Raw genomic sequence first — 19,439 nt, forward strand, 5'->3', positions numbered from 1 at the left:
AAGGCGCTATTAATTAAATAACGATAATAAATAGTCATGTTTTTTATTTAATAAAAGACATTAGCACTGTTCCAAATTTAGAATTCGGATTTATGATCTATTTATAATTTAAAAATAAATAAGATTGAGTACAATGCCATTATTAATATTAAATAATTTCTTCTATTACGTTAAATTGATTATTTTTTAAAGTCAGCATCAATGACTTGATAAAATGCATTGCCTGTATCTGCAATATTCCAAACACCTAAAATAACCTGATAACCTGAACGCTCTGGTATATTACAATTTAATTTTACGGTTTCTGTTGGTATTTTCCCATTATCATCTTGTTGACAAAATGGTGTTAAATCAAAAGCAGCACGAGTCAGTGGTTTATTTACATCCCACTCTGGTTTGGTAATAAAGAATTGCCATGAAGCTGTACTGTGTTTAGCGGTTAATGTCCATTTAAAGGTATTTTCTCCACTTTTCATTACTACTTTATGCCAGCGATCAGCACTTTGTTCATTTAAAGCAGAAAAAGCGTCTTTTCCACCACTGGCAATTTGACCATCAGCAGGCCCGCCATTAGGAAATCCTTTTTTCCCTTCAATTGATTGAGGTTCATACTGTATTGGACCACAATCTTTATTTAAATTTTTCCCTTTTGCTGAACAAAGAAAAGCTCTACTGGGAGGGACATCAATATAGCCATGTTTTAACGTCACATCAGCTGACGCTGTTGAAATAAAACCCGCTGATGATAATAATAATGTTGCAGTGAATACCATAAGTTTATTTTTCTTCATAATAAAGCCTCATAATTATTAATAAGTGTTTTTAAATATAATGATTGCATCAATCACAATATATACTAGTCAAAAAAAGATAATTAAATATTGATTTATTTATATTTGTGAGTGATATCGCTATTTAATTTAATATAAAAATGGAACTAACACGGTAATTTAATATTTATTAGATGATGATATTTTACTGGAATAATAAATAAAAATAATTTCTTAATATTATTAAAAATAAAAATAAAGTCGCAAATAAACACTTAAATAGAATATTTACGAACTGCTTAATTATTAAGATAAATTTTATTATAAAAAATCTTACAATAAAAAGTTAAAACAGCGCATTGATATAATCAGAGGTAAATCCACGATATTGTAGATAGCGAATTTGCTTGGCTCTCTCTTTAAAGTCTTTGGGTTTAGCTGTACCGAATTTTTTTTCTTTAAGATCTTGGCAAAGTGCGTACCAATCAGTATCTGTTTCTTCTAATACGCGTTCAATAATTTCGCTAGGAAATCCTTTTAGTCGCAACTCTTGGCGAATACGTAACGGCCCATAGGATTTATTTAAATAACTGCGAAAGAAACTATAAATAGTTCGATTGTCATCGAGATACTGGCTTTCAAGTAAACGTTCGATCACTTGAGGCAAACATTCGGGAGCCGTCGGTGAATCTTTCTCAGTTTCGCGAATTCGGCGTTCGATTCGACGTTGTAGTTCACTTGTACTGTAATCACGACGAGACAGCATAAAAATAGCGTACTGATAAAGCTCTTGATAGGTCATAACGTTCCTTTATTAAAAGAGTCCATATAAAACGACTATTATCTTAACGGTTTATCACCGAAATAGCTTATTTCAGTGTTAATTTCATCAGTAATATCAAGAGAAATAAAACAATAATAATTAAAAGAAGAGTTACTATTCTCTTTTAGAATTTTAATCGACCAGTTTTATTAAGATTTTCTTAGGGAAAATAGGGGTATTAACTTAATAATCCCTTAATAATACTACAATAATGCGAAATACAAGCATCAATTACTGTATATCGCACTTATAGCTGGTGACCATCTATTAGAAAAAGATTAAAATTTCCGGCTACTCTTTTACTACTTACTTTTTTAATTTTCTGTGGGTTATGTATGAACTTTTCCAATTTAAATAAGGTGGTGTTGACCGCCTCCCTTCTTGCGACTGGCTTCTCTTATGCGGATAGCGATCGTCCACTGTTGTCTTTAAGTGTTAGCCAATCTGGTGGTACTGCTTTAAATAATGAAGGTTCATTAGATACTCGTACCCCAGCAAGCCAATCTCGTGTTTTACCCATTTGGGGCGATGAAGCTCGTTCCCGTGGTTATGATATTCCAGAGCCTTTTGGTGCTAGCTATAGTTATATGAATCTACGCCAAGATATTATTGTAGATAAGATCGGTTTTATCATGCCAGCAAACCCAGAAACAGCAAAAGCACTAAAAATAGATGCAGGTCATACTCGTGAAAAAAGTGAAACCCATATGCTAAAACTGGATAGTTGGGTCTTTCCATTTTTGAATGTTTATGGGCTATATGGAAAAACTAAAGGAACCTCCAATACTATACTAGCAGGCGGTAGTTTGGGTCCTATCCCATTAGATTTTCTACTTAAAGATAAGCCTTTTAAATTAGATTTTGAAGGTAAAACTTATGGTGCAGGCTTTACTTTAGCGGGTGGCTATAACCAATTCTTTACTACTTTTGACTTAAACTATACCAAAACAAATCTAGATATCTTAGACGGTGATATTAAAGCGTTAATAATCTCACCTCGTGTAGGTTATGAGTTTGTTTTTGAGCCTTTAATATCAGGCCAAGGTAATACTAAATTGCAAATTTGGACAGGTGCAATGTATCAAGATATTACCCAACGCTTTAAAGGGAATATTAATGGTTTAAATCTCCCACCAGATTTTGCTGGTTTTATTGAAGAAATGGGTGATCCTAATATGAAATTCGATGTTGAACAGCATCTTGCCCATAAATGGAACCAAACTGTAGGTGCGCGTTTAGAAGTGACTCGTAATTTTAATGTGATCACTGAGCTTGGTTTCAACAACCGTAATAGCTTCTTTGTTTCAGGTGAGTTCCGTTTTTAATGGTTAAATACCCCTTTATTTTTGGGCTGGCATTTGCCAGCCTATTTATTTCGCATACAGCACAAGCTCAACTCTTTCCCGATAGACAACAAATAGACCAATGGCTAGTTGGATTAGGGGGAGAAAATAACTTCGACCGCAGTAAAACTATTGACTGGGGCGTATTACCGGGCCCATTTTATACACCAGAACTTGAATTGGGTGTAGGTATCGCCCTTGTTGGTCTTTATCAAGCGGATAGTCGCCCTGATAGCAAAATCTCGTCTCTTTCGTTAAGTGGCTTTGGTTCATCAACTGGTGCTTTCGGTATGACCTTTAGCAACTACACTTACCTCGCTGATGATACATGGCGCTTTTATCTCACTGGAACACTAAATAATGTCCCCACTAATTATTGGGGAGAGGGTTATCACGAAGGGCGTGTAAAAAATCATTTTGGCGAATTTCGCTCTCAAGAATTGCGTCTAACTCCCACTTTATTGCGCCAAATTACCAAAAACACCTATATAGGATTAGGGTGGGATTACTCCAACCTACAAGCCGCGGCTCCAGATGCTCCCTTCAAAAACTATATGAATGCACGTAATTTACCTTTGCGTTCAACCAGTTCGGGATTAACGGCTCGCTTTACTTATGATAGTCGTGACTTTTTGCCTAATGCTTATCAAGGTCAGGCTTTTGATATCAGCTATACCCATTATTCACCGGATACGGGCAGTAATAATCGTTTTAATGCGACGCAGATACAATATAACTACTATTATCCTTTAAGTGATAATGCGGTATTAGCATTTGATAGTTATGCTCGTTTTACATCAGGTGATGTGCCTTGGAGCCAATTATCTAAACTCAGTAATGGTCACCAAATGCGAGGCTATTATGAAGGGCGATATCAAGATAATCATGTGTTTTCAACCCAATTAGAATACCGCCAAAAACTCGATTGGCGTCATGGCATTGCACTTTGGGTTGGTGGTGGTACGTTAAGCGACCAAGCGCGTGATTTAGGTAAAAGCCATTGGCTACCGAGTGTCGGTGTGGGTTATCGATTTGAATTTAAACCACGTATGAATGTGCGCCTCGATTTTGGTATAGGTAAAGAAAGTACAGGATTCTATTTTCAAGTAGGTGAAGCATTTTGATGTTTAAGCGGTTTCTTTTTATCAACACCTTTGTCTTCTTCTTATTTATTGCAGGTTGCACTCAAGTCACTCCTGTAAAATCTCTGCATGCCAATCTTGATAGTGTTACCGATGAAGAAGCAACACAGCTTTGGCAAACCCCCACACCATTAACCGCACCCAACGGCTTAAGACCTTGTTGCGCCTTTGGTTACGACTTAAAAGTTAAAGCGTTCGAAATCCCTATTCCTTTTTATCGTATTGATAACGTTGTTGAGGCCTCAGCATTGGGTAATCATCGTTATAACGACAGTTTTTGGTTAGGTGCAGGTGCAGTATTGGGCTTAGGAAGTGAAAAATCTGGCTTAATTTATTCTCATAAAGGGGGATTTCTTGATATCGCCCATATTCGTGATACGGCGGATTATACTTATTATCTTTTTAGCCATATCTACCCAAAATTAGGGCAAGAGTGGACGCTAACGCTAAGTGATGAGTTGGCACAACGTAAAATCCACTTTAATACATTCACTCCACCTAAAAACGAATTAGAACGTTATACCTTAAGTGCCTATCTTGCCGCACATCTCGGTTATCGCCTTGCGGTATGGCATGAAATTGCACAATGGTATGGTTTTCGCTCTGTACCCGGCTTTTCAGAAGGTATTTCTGCATTTTCACCCGAAGATCTCTATTCCAACTTAATTGGGGCAAGGCTTTCTCTTACGCTTATCTTAAATGGTCATGCCACCAGCCTTGAACAATATAATCAATCAATGCAAGGTATTATTCCCTCTGCGCTCTACCAATTAGAGGCTCAACCTCGCCAATTAACGCAACAATGGTTTGATGTGATTGATGGGCAATGGTGGGATAGCCAGCAACGTGTACCTGATAAATTCTTAGTTTTATTGCGTGATTATCATATCTCAGACCAACGGTATCCAGTGTTACCTTTCGAGGAAATAACGGCCCCTCACTACCTCACTTTACCTAGTGCTTATTCTGGTTACGTTTTAGAACAATTAGCAGAATTTCAGCTTTGGCCAACAAAGGAGATGGGAAATTTGCCTCATACCCAAACCTATTTAAGTGAAGCGGATTTTACTGATTTAACAGAAAAAGCGCGTGAAATTGATAATAAAACTAGACCAAAAACAACAAAAATTGACTAAATAACCAACAAACTTGACACATTAAAAACGCTTAATTCTACTAAATTTAGGTTAAGTCATGTCTTTTTACATAAGATAAATTTAAGATTGCACCAAAAAAGCATTTTTTGTTAAAGGAGAAAAGCGATTATAAAACGTGGCTTTCCAGTAAACCTTATACATTTATTTAACAAATCACTCGTAGTTATCCTAATGTGAGACGATATTTTGTAGCTATGAAAAAAGTAATTTGCTAGTATTCGTTCGATTTTTATCCAGTTAAACGAGGAGAAGCAATGCCCTCTCAATTGATGAGGACAAGTGCCGTCTTCGCTTTCTTGATTTCACTACTATTTACTGGTGTAAGTTTTGCTTCAACCAGTACCAGCAGTTCCCAGATACTGCAGGCGTATTCTTTCAAAAACACGTCAACACCGTTGCCAGATTTGAAAAGATACCCTTCGGGAACACAGCGTAAGAAAGCGTTTTTAAATGTCATAGTTCCTATTATTGATAATATTAATAATAAGATAATGAGAGATCGTGAGTGGTTAACTGCTCAACGTAAAGCCCAGCACTGGGGCAGCGCAGATTTAAAAAAACTGCGTGAAATCTGTCAATACTATGGCGTCACATGTACCAGCCCCAAAAAAGTAAATTGGGATTCGTTATTAACTCGCGTTGACATTATTCCGACACACTTTGTCGCAACGCAAGCTGCAACGGAATCTGGCTGGGGAACATCGAAGTTGGCACAACAAAATAATAATCTATTCGGTATGCGATGTGGGAGTCAGTCTTGCAATAACGTTCCAGGGAAAACCAAAGGCTATGCAGCCTACCCTGATATTGAAGGCTCAGTGATTGCTTATATGCGTAATCTTAATACGCACCGCGCCTATAATTCATTGCGCTCCTCAAGAGCACAGCAAAGAATGACGCAGCAACAACTCGACTCTCGCCAGTTAATCACTGACTTGAAAGGTTACTCAGAATTGGGTTCAAGTTATAACGATTATCTGACCGAAATGTTCGACTCAAATAAAAAGCTGATTACTCAAGTTCAGTTGCAGTCGAAACAAGATAGTTAAGCCTTTACAGGCTTTCATCTGACAAAAAGCCACTTTTCTTTCTAGAGAAAAGTGGCTTTTATTTATCATAAGATAATCTTTTGATTGAAAGCCTGCTTAGAATTCATAATATATGGGGTAACACATTTGGTATGACTTTTAAATCACACCCTTAGAGCCCTTTATGAATTTTTTTTCATTCGAGTTTCTCGGAGCCTTTGTTAGTTTTTTTGTTCTATACTGGCTCTTCCAAAAGCATATTAAGATCCAAAATATCTTACTGATAACAGTAAGTTACGCTTTTCTTTTTTATGCGGATTATCGTCCTGCGATTATCTTATTAAGTTACACTCTCTTTATTTATTTACTGGCGAATATATTAACTAAGTACACATCTTCTAAAGTCATATACTGGCTATTAGGATTATTAGTTGCGATCTATTTTACTGCCTTTAAATATTACTCATTCTTCCAAGAAACGCTGACACAAGCATTCCAACAATGGGGGCTCAGTATTGAGTTGCCTCTTATTGAATTGCTTGCGCCATTAGGGCTCTCTTTCTATATTTTCCATTCGGTTAGTTACGTGGTTTCTGTTTGCCGAAAAGAGATCCCTAAAGCACCGTTTTTGGATGTCGTTCTTTATTTATGCTTTTTCCCTAGCATAGTCGCGGGACCAATTAATCGCGCTAAAGAGTTTCTTCCACAAATTCAGGCTCCAACACGAAAAATCATTGATTATAAAGGGGCGATAATGCTGATTGTTTTAGCTATCGCAAAACTCTTTTGGTTAAGTGGTTGGTTCTCAACAAACTATGTTGATCCGGTATTTAATGCGCCCGATTTAGCGCAAAGCGGACAAGTGCTGACGGCAATTTATGCCTATGCATGGCATATCTATTTCAATTTCTCTGGTTACACCAATCTTGTTACAGGTATTGCCTTATTGCTGGGCTTTGTTGTCCCTCGCAACTTTAATGCTCCTTATTTAGCGATAAATTTAGCTGATTTCTGGCGTCGCTGGCACATCAGTTTATCTACCTTTATTCGTGATTACGTCTATATTCCTTTAGGGGGTAATCGTAAAGGGGTGATTAGACAAAATTTTAATGCCTTTGCCGCGATGGTAATTTCCGGATTATGGCACGGTGCTGCTATGACCTTTATTATTTGGGGTGCTATTCACGGGATTGGAGTCGTGTTATTAAATATTAAACACCGCCTCCTCCCAGCGAAGAAAAATGCCCCACCAAGCGCGTTATCGTCATTAAATATGTTGTTGTCATGGATAATCACTTTCCACTTTGTTTGCTTTGCTTGGATATTTTTCCGCAGTCAAACCGTGGGAGATGCTTTAGTTTTAATACAGCAACTCTTTAGTGTGGGTGCTTGGGCGTCATTACAAGCTGAAGGCTTAACCCTCTTTATGTTCTGGGGACTTTTCTTACTTTACCCTTGCTTTGTCACATTAAGGGATATTGTGGCTCGTCTTGAGAAAAGAGTACCGTGGTATGTTTATCCACTACCACTTGCGTTGATCCTCACAATTATTTTCATGTTGTCTCCAGATGGGGTGCCAGGATTTATTTATGCCAGCTTTTGATTTCTGCTCAAACTTAAAAAAGACAGCAAAAGTTGCCTTAATGGTGCTATTTAGCACCCTCTTTCTGATTTGGCTAAACCAAACATCACTAGAGCGTTTTTGGCAACAACAATATCATCGCCCTGCACCTTGGTCTGGGCTTTCTCACTATTATGCTTGGCAAGTGGGTGGACAACTGCGGGATGGCGTATTCGTTGCAGTAGAAAGCTATGAAAATTACCTACAAGTTAATCATCCTGATAATCAAGCTAAACCAATAGTGCCAATCTCAGCCCCTGAGCAGCTTCCTGAAGGCTTTGCTGTTGGCTTACACTTCTTTAATGGGTACACACGACCAGCGACTCAATTAACGCAACGCTTTCCTCAATTATTAGAGCGCAAGCAAGCAATGGGTGGATTACCTTACCATTCTGTTACTGACGTCTCTGATGCGGCATTAGAAGCCTTAAAACCTATTGTCCCAAAAACAGAAATTATCTTATCACCAAAAGATAAAGTGTTATTTGCAGGTGATTCAATGATGCAAGGTGTTGCCCCTTTACTTAAACGTCAACTGCAAACGGATTACAACATCAGCAGTATCGATTTAAGTAAACAAAGTACAGGACTTGCCTATCCACGCTTTTTCAATTGGCCACAAACCATTGCGACACGTTTAGCCAGTGACGACTCCATCAAATTATTAGTGGTCTTTTTAGGCCCTAACGATCCTTGGGATATGCCACCTGATGGTGGAGGACGCTACTTAAAATTTGCCAGTGAAGCATGGGAATCTACCTACCGATCACGTATTGCAGGCATTATAGAAAATGCGAGACAGAATAATGTCACGGTGATTTGGGTTGGGCCTCCTAATATGCGTAAACAGAAATTATCTGAAGGTATGGCATATCTTGATAAACTTTACCGTGAAGAAGCTGAGAAAATGGGCGAAATTTACCTTTCCGTCAATGATATGTTTAAATATGAGAAAGATATTTATTCTGATTATATGGGTGATGGTAGCAGTCGTGTTAAGTTAAGAGCCGGTGATGGCATTCATTTTAGCTTAAAAGGTCAGCAAATTATTGCTCAACACGTATTCTCACGTATTCATCTTCAAGAAGAAATTAAAGAAGATAATGCAGTCGATGATGTAAAAGATAAAAACACGGTTATTGTAAATGAAACAAATAACGCACATCCTTGAGCGTAAAACTTTAGTCAGTAGCTCGATCATACTGGCTTTAGTTTCGCTCTTAGTTGCTTGTAACCAAGACTCTGAAAAAACAGTAAAGCTCCCAACTCCCACAGTATTACCTGCTGATGGTTCAAGACAGCTTTATAACTACCATGATCCCCATTTTGCAGGCTTTGTTAAGAAATTACAGCAAGGTCGCCAAAATGTGCATATCGTTCAATTAGGGGATTCTCATACTGCAGCTGATTTTTTCAGTGGTAAGTTGCGTGAACGTTTTCAGGCCGACTATGGTAATGGTGGTATTGGTTTTATTCCTCCGACGAATATCGCAGGTCAGCGTATTGCGAACGTACAATACCAAAGTGACAAAAAAGCTTGGACACTGCTTTCAAGCAGGAAAGATAGCGATCCTGATTTCCCATTAGGGGGCTTTATTAGTGAACCTCAAGCTAAATGGGCAAAATTGCAGTTATCTGAAAACCCAGTCACTCAGCAACGCTATCAATTACAAGCACTTTATAAAACGCCAACAACAGCGCAAGTGAATGTACAGTCATCGACAAGCAAAGTTCTTTCACTGTCGCAAACACATGGTAAATGGCAATTTTCGAATCCAACAGCCATGACATTCCCCGTCAGCATTACAGTTAGCAAAAATCAGCCAGTTAAATTAGGCGGTTGGTTGATCACCAATCAACAACCCGGAGTTATGCTTTCCTCATTAGGCATTAACGGTGCCACTATTAATATGATGGATAGATGGGGTACACAGTGGACCGAAACATTAGGGCAATTACATCCTGATATGGTGATTTTGGCTTATGGTACGAACGAAGCCTTTAATGATACTTTTGATTTAAATGCTTATCGCCAGCAACTTACGGATAAAATTCGCCAAATTCGCCAGCAAGCACCTAATAGCGCTATTTTATTAATTGGGCCTTCTGACTCAATCAAGAATAAAGAAGCCTCTGACTGTCGTTCACAACAGCCTCAATGGCTAAGTGATATAGTCAGAATTCAAAAAGAAGTTGCCCAACAAGAGAAAACGCTGTTCTGGGATTGGCGTGACTATATGGGGGGAGAATGTTCAATAAAAGCGTGGGCATTGTATGATTTAGCAAGACCTGATGGTGTTCACCTTTCTCGAGAAGGTTATGAAAGCAGTGCCAACACACTTTATAGCCAACTGAGCACATTAATGAATAAAGGATAATTCATTCTTTCCGACATACAAAAAGGAGCTTATCGCTCCTTTTTGCTTTTCTTATTTTTATTATTTAATTAGTAAGACTCTGAATTTAATAACGCATCCACATATTTGATAACACCAACACTGGCTTGTTCCATTTGTTCTATATATTGTGTTACGGCTTCTTGATCACCATTTATGTTGGCACTTAGCGCTAAACGGCCACATTCATGGACTAACTTATGTGGCTCTTCTAAACGACGAAAAGCCTCTGTGCCTGCAAATTTCCGACCATCACCTTGGTAATACCATTTCCCTAATCGGCATTCGGTGTGTTGATTAACACAGTGCTCATCATCATTATTTAATAAATGAATATAAATAGCTTCTTTCCATAAAACATGATCGAGTTTGACGGTATTAAAAAACTGTTGCATCGAAATAAAAGTAAAAATATGTTTAAGCTCGCTCACTTGCTCTGATAATGACGTTAAATTTTGATGCCCTTCTTCTACCTGTATTTTGATTTGTTGAACCTGTTCTTGGTTTTTTTCTGTGGTTTCTTTAACGGGAATAAAGCGAGCACCTAAATTATTGTTAATGCTAGCAATAGAAAATGCCTGTTTCTGGATCTCTAATGACAATTTTTTCATCTCTTGAGCTAAGACTGAAAAACCTGCACCTTCTCGTCCTATGTGCCCTGCTTCAATTGCTGAATTTATCGATAAAATATTCGCCTGACTGGAAAGCCTATCGATATTGCTGGCGCTCTCTTTAATTTTTTTTAGCCAGCTAGAGAAATTTTCTATCTCTTCTCGGCTATGCGTAAAATGTGTATCAACTTCATTTAAGAATTGAGTTAATAAGCGGGAATTATCTAGCATCTTGCTAAATAGATGTTCCATCTCATCGAGCAAATTAAGCTTATCTTGTAGCTTATTGCTTGATGATAAAATCGAATCACGTATCAGTGTGATTGTGTGAATATTACAATCCGTGTGTTTAATAAAAAGTGAATTATAGTCAACCATAATATGACAACCCCAATGTGCCCCACAGAATAGAGAAACCTATAGGTTAATGAGACACGAGGTATTTTCTGTCATATTTGATAGTCATTTATAGCAATGAAAAAAGCGCGTCAAAGGACGCGCTAATAATTAAAAAATAAAGATTAGATATCAAAGAAATGCAAAGAAAATCATACCGATTACAGCACCTGTTGTGCCAAGAATAGTTTCCATTAATGACCATGTTTTTAAGGTTTGAGCTTCTGTTGCACCCGTAAATTTACCAAACAACCAGAAACCAGAGTCATTAACGTGGCTAAGAATAATAGAGCCACCCGCGATACAAACTGATAATGCCGCCATTTGAGCACCGCTGTAACCCAGCTCATTGATAACAGGTAAAACTAAACCTACTGTGGTTAAACAAGCAACCGTTGCTGACCCCTGAATAACACGTACTGCACCAGCCAGAATAAAACATGCGACTGCGATTGGCATACCAGCACCAATTAAAGCATTCCCCAATGCAGGACCAACACCTGAATCTACTAATACTTGCTTAAAGACACCGCCAGCACCTGTTACCAGTAAAATGATCCCCGCAGGTTGGATTGCAGCGGAACAAATTTCCATCACTTTTTCTTTGCTCATTCCTCGGCGGATTGCTAAGCCGTAAATAGCAACTAAACAAGCGACAAGAATAGCGATAAAAGGATGGCCAACAAATTCAAGAATATTGTACAGATCTGTGCCTTTCTCAACGAAACGTGCACCAATGGTTTTGCATCCCACTAACACTAAAGGTAATAACACCAGTGCAAGGCTAAAACCAAAAGAAGGCATTTTGTTTTGGCCCAAACTTGGTTCAGTTAAATCTTTTGGTAATTCTAACGTCACGTAACGGCTGATAAAGTTACCAAAGATAGGACCTGCTAATAACATTCCCGGAATAGCCGCGCACAGACCAATTAAGATCATCCAACCAAAATCTGCATTCATTTGGTCAGCTAACAACATCGGTGTTGGCCCCGGTAATAAGAAGGCTGCAGCACCTGCAACACCCGCAAACAGAGGAATTGCCATTTTCACTACATTGCCACCTGTACGGCGAGCAACCGCAAATACAACACCAATTAATAAGACAACGGCCACATCAAAGAACAGAGGTAGAGCACAAATTAGCCCAGCGATACCTAAGGCATAATTAGCTCTTTTCTCACCAAAATATTTTAATAATCGTACTGCGATTTGGTCTAATGCTCCCGTTTCATGCAACACCTTACCAAACATTGCACCCAGTGCGACAACGATAGAAAGGAAACCCAATGTTCCCCCCATTCCGTTTTGCATGGTTTGTGTGATTTTTTCCAAGGGCATGCCTGAGAAAATACCCGCACCAATGGCAACAATCATTAATGCAATAAAAGCATGTAAACGCGCATACATAACAAAAAAGAGCAGTAATAAAACAGAGCCAACTGCCGTTAGCACAAGTGTTAATGTACTCATACTGTTTCCCCTTCAAAAGTCCCTTGCGTGACTGAATTTATCTTATTAATTGCACTTTCAATCACATCATCAAGTGGCATTGAAATGTCAATTTCATACACATCGTTTTCAGCTGTTGTTGGCTCTTCTAGAGTCTCAAATTGTGTTACCAACATTTGAGGTTTAAAAAAGTGCCCCTTACGTGCTTTTAAACGACTTTCAATCAGCTCATAGTCACCTTTTAAATATAAAAAGTGTAGGCATTGATTGCCGTCTCTTAACATATCGCGATACTGTTTTTTCAATGCAGAACAAACAATTAGCGAAACGTTATTGGTTCGTTGCATCGCAAATGCGGCATCATTTAATGCTTGTAGCCAAGGCTTACGATCTTCATCATTTAAAGCGTGGCCTGATGCCATTTTAGTAATATTTGAGCGAGGATGGAGGAAATCACCGTCCAAAAATGCAGCACCTGTGCGTTGTGCTACACCACTTGCGACCGCAGATTTACCGCTGCCTGATACCCCCATTAAGATGAAAACATGGTGTAGGGATTGGGTATCGTTCATAGAATGCTCCTTTAAGGCAGATATTAAGTCTTTTTTGTAATGTTACCCGTAACTGTTACGGGTAACATATCCGAAGTGGCAAGGTAAATACAACAACGAAGATTAACTAAGAAGTGAAAATGTGAAGCGACTCTCAAATGAAAGTAAGATGATCTACAAAATGACAACAAAATATCTGACCAACTTCTTTTTATTCACAGCCAAATTGGGAGTAATAGCGCTGAAAGAAGGCATCTCAATAAAAAACCCTACTGTTAAAAACATAACAATAGGGTTTTAAAAACATTATTTTCTAAATTATCAATAAGTTAATTTATTATATACTCTCACCAGTAATAATACGGAAACCAACATCAATCACTTGGCCACGAGCAATTTTACCTTTCATTCGTTTAAGTAATAAATCAGCCGCTTGTTGCCCCATTTCATCACGAGGGGTAAAGATACTTGCCAAACGAGGCGTCATCACTTGTCCAACATCGTGCCCGTGGAAACCCGATATCGCAATATCCTCTGGCACAGAAAGACCTAAACGTTGACACTCAAAAATAGCACCAATTGCGATATCGTCATTAGTGCAATAAAGCCCGTCTAAATCAGGATATTGCTTACGTGCAGCATGTAATAACTCAGCCCCTAACGAATAAGATGAGCTCTTTGGCGTCATCACATTTCCAATAGGTAAGCCTGCATTTTGCATTGCTTTTTCATAACCTTGTAAACGCATTAAGGTTCGTTCGTCCTGTCTTGCTCCAAGATAGATAACACGCTTACATCCACGTTTGATCATCTCATTGACCATCTGTTCTGAAGCATCAACGTTATCTAATCCCACAGCCGAATCAAAACAAGGTGAAACACTATCCATGATTTCCACCACAGGAATGCCTGCAGTTTCTAACATTTTCATTGTCTTTGGTGTATGCGTTCTTTCAGCGAGAATAAGCCCATCAATATTATAAGAGAGTAATGAAAGTAAGCGCTCTTCTTCTTTTTCAGCACGATATCCGTAGTGCGCTAACATAGTTTGATAACCGTATTTATCGGTTACTGATTCAATGCCACGAATAACTTCAGCAAAAACTTGGTTAGTTAAAGAAGGCAACAATACCCCAATCGCATGACTGGTCGAATTCGATAAAATATCAGGGGCGCGATTAGGAATATAATTGAGGCTATCTAATTCACGCGCAATTTTTTCTCGTAAAGCTTCCGAGACTTGTTCGGGATTACGCAAAAAACGGCTAACCGTCATTTTGGTAACACCAACTCGCGAAGCGACATCCTGTAATGAGGGGCGTTTTTTCTTCATTTTATATCGCAACTATCCAAAAACATTCGTATTAATACGCGCTTTAATTTTTCCAAGAACGCTGATTATAGCCCTAGGTTATACACTATTTCGAATAAAGTTTTTCAGATGTGTGCTTAGATTTGATTTTGACTGATGATCCCTTGACTTAAGCCAAAGGAAATATAGTATTCCTCGCTATATAATAAATGAAACAACGATACCAATATAAAACAATAAACAGTGTGAACTTATGGCTATCCGTAGACGACAATTTTTAACTTACCTCACAACAATTGCGGCATTATCAGCGCTTCCGCATTCTGTAAGAGCCACAATAACCTCACGTATTGCAGCGCAATTCGGTCATATTCCAGCATCAACCGCGATCCATCGCGTAATAAGTGCAGGACCTCCTACTGATCAATTGTTACTTGCATTAGCGCCTGAAAAATTATTGGGATTTTCTTCACTTAATTTAGAAAAAAACCCTTTATTTTCAGATGAACTACGTAAATTACCTCGTTTAGGACGTTTATCAGGACGGGGAAGTACACTCTCTTTAGAAGCTTTACTGACGTTAGAGCCAGATATCATTATTGACAGTGGCAATGTGGATGAAACCTATCGCTCATTGGCTAAACGTGTTTCTGACCAAACGGGTGTACCTTATTTGTTAATTGATGGCACATTAAAAGATAGTCCAGCTCAGTTGCGTCAAACGGGTGCTCTATTAGGCGTTTCAGAAAGAGCAGAAACATTAGCGCTGATTGCAGAGCAATATCTTAGTGATGCAGCCTTATTTGCTTCTACACAAAACATAAGCCCTCGTTTTTACCTTGCTCGTGGAGCAAAAGGATTACAAACAGGTGCAAAAAGATCTATTCATACCGAAGCGATTGAAACATTAGGCTTTAAAAACGTAGTAGATATTCCGAATTTCACTGGGTTAACGGATGTTTCACCAGAGCAACTACTGATGTGGGACCCTGAAATTATCATCACACAAGATGAAAATGCCTATCAGCAAATTATGCAAAACTCTGTATGGAAAAGTATTCAAGCCGTTAAAAACAACAAAGTCCTCCTGTTTAAAGGCTTACCATTTGGTTGGTTAGATGGCCCTCCGGGGATCAACCGTTTAATGGGAATGCGTCGCTTACAAAGCCATTTTGACGCTCGAATAGAAAAACAAGCTGCTCAAGATCTGCAAAATTACTTTGCTCATTTTTATCATACGCAATTAAGTGCTGAACAATGTCAGCAATTGCTGAGGTATTCATGAGTCAATCGGTACGCATCACGCTTTTATTTGCATTATTCTCCATCGTTGCGTTAATTGCGATTACTAGTGGTAAGTATTCACTTACTACTAGTGAGCTGTGGACACTGGTAAGTAATAAATTAACGGGCAATGTAGAGTATAACCGCACTGAAACTGTCTTCTGGCAAATAAGATTTCCTCGCGTTCTGGCGGCAATTTTAATTGGTGGAGGACTTGCAATTGCGGGTGCTGCTTATCAAGGTATGTTCCGTAATCCTTTAGTCTCACCCGATATTCTTGGGGTTTCATCAGGTGCAGGCGTGGGTGCTGTATTAGGTATTTTTCTTGGCCATTCCATGTTGTCGATCCAGCTTTTTGCCTTTGCTGGCGGTTTAGCGACCGTTGCCCTAGTCTATTTTATTGCAAGGCTTGCAAAACAACACGATCCAGTGCTTTCTCTTGTGTTGGTTGGTATTGCTATCAGTGCGTTATGTGGCTCAGCAATCTCATTAATGAAAATTCTCGCTGATCCTTATACTCAATTGCCTTCCATTACCTTTTGGCTCTTAGGCGGGCTTTCGACCATTACGGCTTCTGATTTAATTTCTGTTGCGCCTTTAATGTTAGTCGGATTTATTCCACTCATTTTATTACGCTGGCGTATGAATATTCTCAGCTTATCTGACGAAGAAGCCAGAGCGTTAGGTTTAAACGTCGAAGTAACCCGGCTTGTCTTTATTTTGTCAGCCACATTAATCACCGCAAGTGCGGTTTCTATCGCGGGTATTATTGGGTGGCTAGGTTTAATTGTTCCCCACATTGCAAGATTGTTAGTGGGTGCAAACTTCAGTCAACAGCTCCCTGTTTCCTTACTGGTGGGAGCCATAATGTTGTTAATTACAGATACATTAGCTCGCACAATTGCCAATATTGAACTTCCACTAGGCATTTTAACATCTGCCATTGGTGCGCCATTCTTCTTAATGTTGTTACTGAGAACGAGGAAAGGCTGATGATCATTGCTAATGCGAAACAGCTCGCCATTGGTTATAAAGGCAAAACTTTAATTAAAGATCTCTCATTTTATATCGAACAAGGGCAAATCATCTGCTTATTAGGCGCCAATGGCTGCGGTAAAACGACGCTAATGCGAACACTATTAGGGCTAATACCGTGTATTGATGGTGAGATTAATATTGCGGGCAAAACATTAAGTGAGTGGTCACCAACAGAGCTTGCTAAAGTCGTAGCCTATGTTCCTCAAGCCACACATATCCCCTTTTCTTTCAATGTCATCGATATGGTTGTGATGGGGCGAGGTGCGCATCTCTCCTTTTTCTCTATGCCTAGCTCGCAAGATAGAGCGATGGCAATGAAAACCTTAGAAATGCTCTCGCTTTCTCATCTTGCTCATCGAACTTTTGATACTTTAAGTGGTGGTGAAAAACAGATGGTCTTGATTGCACGCGCGTTAGTGCAACAACCTAAGTTGCTGATCATGGATGAACCTGTAGCAAGCCTTGATTTTGGTAATCAAATCAAACTGCTTACCCAAGTTAAGGCATTAAAAGCATTGGGGATCAGTGTTTTTATGTCTACACATCACCCTCAACATGCTGCCTCTTTGGCGGATGATGTTATTTTACTGACACCTAATACCCCTGTTTTGCAAAACAGCCCTGAAGTTTTACTAACACCCGATAATTTAGCGCACCTTTATGGTGTACAACCCACAGATATTCAGGCGCATTTTCACGCCTACTCTGACAATAAAAATGACCATAGGCAAGAATATGAACACTATTGAAACCACGGATTTTGCTGAACTTTATAAAAACCACATGGTACAGGCGGAAAGAACCAAAAAAGAGCCTGAACATTGGGATAAACGTGCCGAAAAAATGGCAGAAACTTGTGCTAATCCTAATGATCCTTATTTAATAAAATTTCGTGAAATGATGGATTTTACCGGTGCTGAAACCCTATTAGATGTAGGTTGTGGCCCTGGCTCTATCAGCATTCATGTGGCAGATAAATTCAAGAAAACAATTGGTATTGATTACAGTACAGGCATGTTAGCTGTTGCTAAACGTAGAGCTGAACAAGCTGGTATCAACCACGCTGAGTTTATCACTTGTTCATGGGAAGATAGTTGGGATGCTCTTCCTCGTTGTGATATCGCCGTTGCTTCACGCTCAACTTTAGTGATGGATTTGCAAGCCGCTCTCTTAAAGCTGAATCGCCAAGCTAAATTACGTGTTTATACCACTCACACGGTTTCTCCAACCTTTGTTGACCAACGTATTATTCGCTTATTGGGTCGTGATGTACCCACGCTTCCAACGTACATTTATGCTGTAAATATGCTAAACCAAATGGGTATTCACCCTAAAGTGGATTATATCCGTAGCCGTAATTGTCAGAGTAATTTCAATAGCCTTGAGCAATTTATTGAGGGCATTAATTTCTCCGTAGGGCCTTTAAGCGAAGACGAAATTGCACGCCTAACAAATTACTATCATGAAAGCATTGAAAAAGGCGTTTCACTGATTTCACCCACTCGTGATTGGGCGATGGTTTCTTGGGATGTTGCTCCTGAAAGTGAGCTAACTCTATGATTTATTATCCTGATGCCTTTCTTGATAATTTATTGATGGAAGATATTCAATATGGCGATCTTACCAGCCGAGCACTCAATATCAGTGATCAGCTAGGTACAATGACATTTACCCGTCGTAAAGCCGGTTGTGTCAGTGGGATCACACTAGGTTGTCGTTTACTAGAAAAATTAGGATTGGTAGTAACAGCACATCTACAAGATGGTGAACTTGCCGATAAAGGCGATTGCTTAATCACCGCTGAAGGTCGTGCTGATGCACTACACCAAGGCTGGAAAGTCGTACAAAACGTGCTTGAGTGGAGTTGTGGCGTTAGTGACTATATGGCAAGAATGCTAGTAATCTATCACCGCTATCAACCTAAAGGGCAAATTGCGTGTACGCGTAAAAATATACCTAATACCAAATTACTGGCAACTCAAGCGGTACTTGCTGGCGGTGGTGTTATTCATCGTCAAGGTTGCTCTGAAACTATTTTGCTCTTTGCTAACCATCGTCGATTTTTATCAGAGCCTGATAATTGGGCGCAACATGTTAAGCAGTTACGCCAAGCAGCACCTGAAAAATGTATTGTTGTAGAAGCGGATGATATTGAACAAGCAAGAGAGGCGTTAAAAGCACAGCCTGATATTTTACAGCTTGATAAGTTCTCGATTGAAGATATTGCACAGTTACAACAAGAAGCGCCCCACATTGCACCTTATTGTCACTTATCTGTGGCGGGTGGTATAAACCTCAATACTATCGAAAAATATGCACAAACAGGCATCACCTTAATGGTGACGTCAGCACCTTATTATGCACCACCGGCGGATATCAAAGTTCGCCTTCACCCAAAAGATTAAATAAAAATAACAACTTATAAGTAAGTGAGTATTTACATATTTAATCAATAATAAATAAAGACAACATCGACTCAATGTAAAAGAAGTTATAACAAGGAAATGGTTGTCGTGGC

General features: G+C 39.0%; 18 protein-coding genes. 12 read left to right on the plus strand and 6 right to left on the minus strand.

The window, feature by feature from the left end:
* Window positions 1-179: 179 nt before the first annotated feature.
* Complete coding sequence (locus tag NBG71_RS14195; RefSeq protein ID WP_164530734.1) at window positions 180-791, minus strand: lytic polysaccharide monooxygenase; 612 nt, start codon at window positions 789-791, stop codon at window positions 180-182.
* Between the two features lie 325 nt (window positions 792-1,116).
* Window positions 1,117-1,572 (minus strand): regulatory protein RecX, encoded by a 456-nt coding sequence (locus tag NBG71_RS14200; protein WP_075673485.1) that lies wholly within the window; start codon window positions 1,570-1,572, stop codon window positions 1,117-1,119.
* Window positions 1,573-1,928: 356 nt separating this feature from the next.
* Between NBG71_RS14200 and NBG71_RS14205 the strand changes: the two genes are divergently transcribed.
* The 7 genes from NBG71_RS14205 (at window position 1,929) to NBG71_RS14235 (ending at window position 10,262) form a co-directional block, all read left to right on the plus strand.
* Entirely contained in the window at window positions 1,929-2,918 is a 990-nt protein-coding gene (locus NBG71_RS14205; RefSeq protein WP_164530735.1) for a hypothetical protein, read from the plus strand.
* Entirely contained in the window at window positions 2,918-4,060 is a 1,143-nt protein-coding gene (locus NBG71_RS14210; protein WP_235409954.1) for a BamA/TamA family outer membrane protein, read from the plus strand. Before NBG71_RS14205 ends, NBG71_RS14210 begins: the two co-directional genes overlap by 1 nt.
* A complete protein-coding gene (locus tag NBG71_RS14215; RefSeq protein WP_250916945.1) occupies window positions 4,060-5,214 on the plus strand; it encodes a DUF4056 domain-containing protein in 1,155 nt (384 codons plus the stop codon). The genes NBG71_RS14210 and NBG71_RS14215 overlap by 1 nt, the downstream gene beginning before the upstream one ends.
* A gap of 275 nt (window positions 5,215-5,489) precedes the next feature.
* On the plus strand, window positions 5,490-6,284 hold the full coding sequence (locus tag NBG71_RS14220) for a protein bax (protein ID WP_075673489.1): 795 nt from the start codon (window positions 5,490-5,492) through the stop codon (window positions 6,282-6,284).
* A 163-nt stretch (window positions 6,285-6,447) separates the two neighbouring features.
* Entirely contained in the window at window positions 6,448-7,866 is a 1,419-nt protein-coding gene (locus NBG71_RS14225) for an MBOAT family O-acyltransferase (RefSeq protein ID WP_099660474.1), read from the plus strand.
* Window positions 7,853-9,055 (plus strand): SGNH/GDSL hydrolase family protein, encoded by a 1,203-nt coding sequence (locus tag NBG71_RS14230; RefSeq protein WP_196729075.1) that lies wholly within the window; start codon window positions 7,853-7,855, stop codon window positions 9,053-9,055. Before NBG71_RS14225 ends, NBG71_RS14230 begins: the two co-directional genes overlap by 14 nt.
* Window positions 9,030-10,262: an SGNH/GDSL hydrolase family protein gene (locus tag NBG71_RS14235; RefSeq protein ID WP_250916946.1), complete on the plus strand. Its 1,233-nt coding sequence runs from the start codon at window positions 9,030-9,032 to the stop codon at window positions 10,260-10,262. Before NBG71_RS14230 ends, NBG71_RS14235 begins: the two co-directional genes overlap by 26 nt.
* 68 nt (window positions 10,263-10,330) lie before the next feature.
* On the opposite strand, the gene NBG71_RS14240 is transcribed toward NBG71_RS14235, so the two are convergent.
* The 4 genes from NBG71_RS14240 to gntR form a co-directional block, all read right to left on the minus strand.
* Window positions 10,331-11,269, minus strand: a complete 939-nt coding sequence (locus NBG71_RS14240) for a methyl-accepting chemotaxis protein (protein ID WP_075673493.1) — start codon at window positions 11,267-11,269, stop codon at window positions 10,331-10,333.
* A 150-nt stretch (window positions 11,270-11,419) separates the two neighbouring features.
* Complete coding sequence (gene gntU / locus NBG71_RS14245; protein WP_075673494.1) at window positions 11,420-12,757, minus strand: gluconate transporter; 1,338 nt, start codon at window positions 12,755-12,757, stop codon at window positions 11,420-11,422.
* Window positions 12,754-13,308, minus strand: coding sequence for a gluconokinase (gene gntK, locus NBG71_RS14250; RefSeq protein WP_075673495.1), 555 nt, complete (start codon window positions 13,306-13,308; stop codon window positions 12,754-12,756). Before gntK ends, gntU begins: the two co-directional genes overlap by 4 nt.
* 316 nt (window positions 13,309-13,624) lie before the next feature.
* The gene (gntR, locus tag NBG71_RS14255) at window positions 13,625-14,620 is read right to left on the minus strand and encodes a gluconate operon transcriptional repressor GntR (protein WP_109419979.1); all 996 of its coding nucleotides are present in this window, start codon (window positions 14,618-14,620) and stop codon (window positions 13,625-13,627) included.
* A gap of 232 nt (window positions 14,621-14,852) precedes the next feature.
* On the opposite strand from gntR, the gene NBG71_RS14260 reads away from it, so the two are divergent.
* From NBG71_RS14260 to modD, 5 genes are read left to right on the plus strand one after another with little or no spacing between them, the layout of a single operon-like run.
* Window positions 14,853-15,884 (plus strand): iron ABC transporter substrate-binding protein, encoded by a 1,032-nt coding sequence (locus tag NBG71_RS14260; protein ID WP_075673497.1) that lies wholly within the window; start codon window positions 14,853-14,855, stop codon window positions 15,882-15,884.
* A complete protein-coding gene (locus tag NBG71_RS14265) occupies window positions 15,881-16,876 on the plus strand; it encodes a FecCD family ABC transporter permease (protein WP_075673506.1) in 996 nt (331 codons plus the stop codon). Before NBG71_RS14260 ends, NBG71_RS14265 begins: the two co-directional genes overlap by 4 nt.
* Window positions 16,876-17,670: an ABC transporter ATP-binding protein gene (locus NBG71_RS14270; protein ID WP_250916947.1), complete on the plus strand. Its 795-nt coding sequence runs from the start codon at window positions 16,876-16,878 to the stop codon at window positions 17,668-17,670. Before NBG71_RS14265 ends, NBG71_RS14270 begins: the two co-directional genes overlap by 1 nt.
* A complete protein-coding gene (locus NBG71_RS14275) occupies window positions 17,657-18,481 on the plus strand; it encodes a class I SAM-dependent methyltransferase (protein WP_250916948.1) in 825 nt (274 codons plus the stop codon). Before NBG71_RS14270 ends, NBG71_RS14275 begins: the two co-directional genes overlap by 14 nt.
* Entirely contained in the window at window positions 18,478-19,326 is an 849-nt protein-coding gene (gene modD / locus NBG71_RS14280; protein ID WP_159363597.1) for a ModD protein, read from the plus strand. Before NBG71_RS14275 ends, modD begins: the two co-directional genes overlap by 4 nt.
* Window positions 19,327-19,439 lie beyond the last annotated feature (113 nt).

Origin of the sequence: Proteus sp. FZP2095, from assembly GCF_023701425.1 — a bacterium.
Lineage (GTDB): Bacteria > Pseudomonadota > Gammaproteobacteria > Enterobacterales > Enterobacteriaceae > Proteus > Proteus cibarius.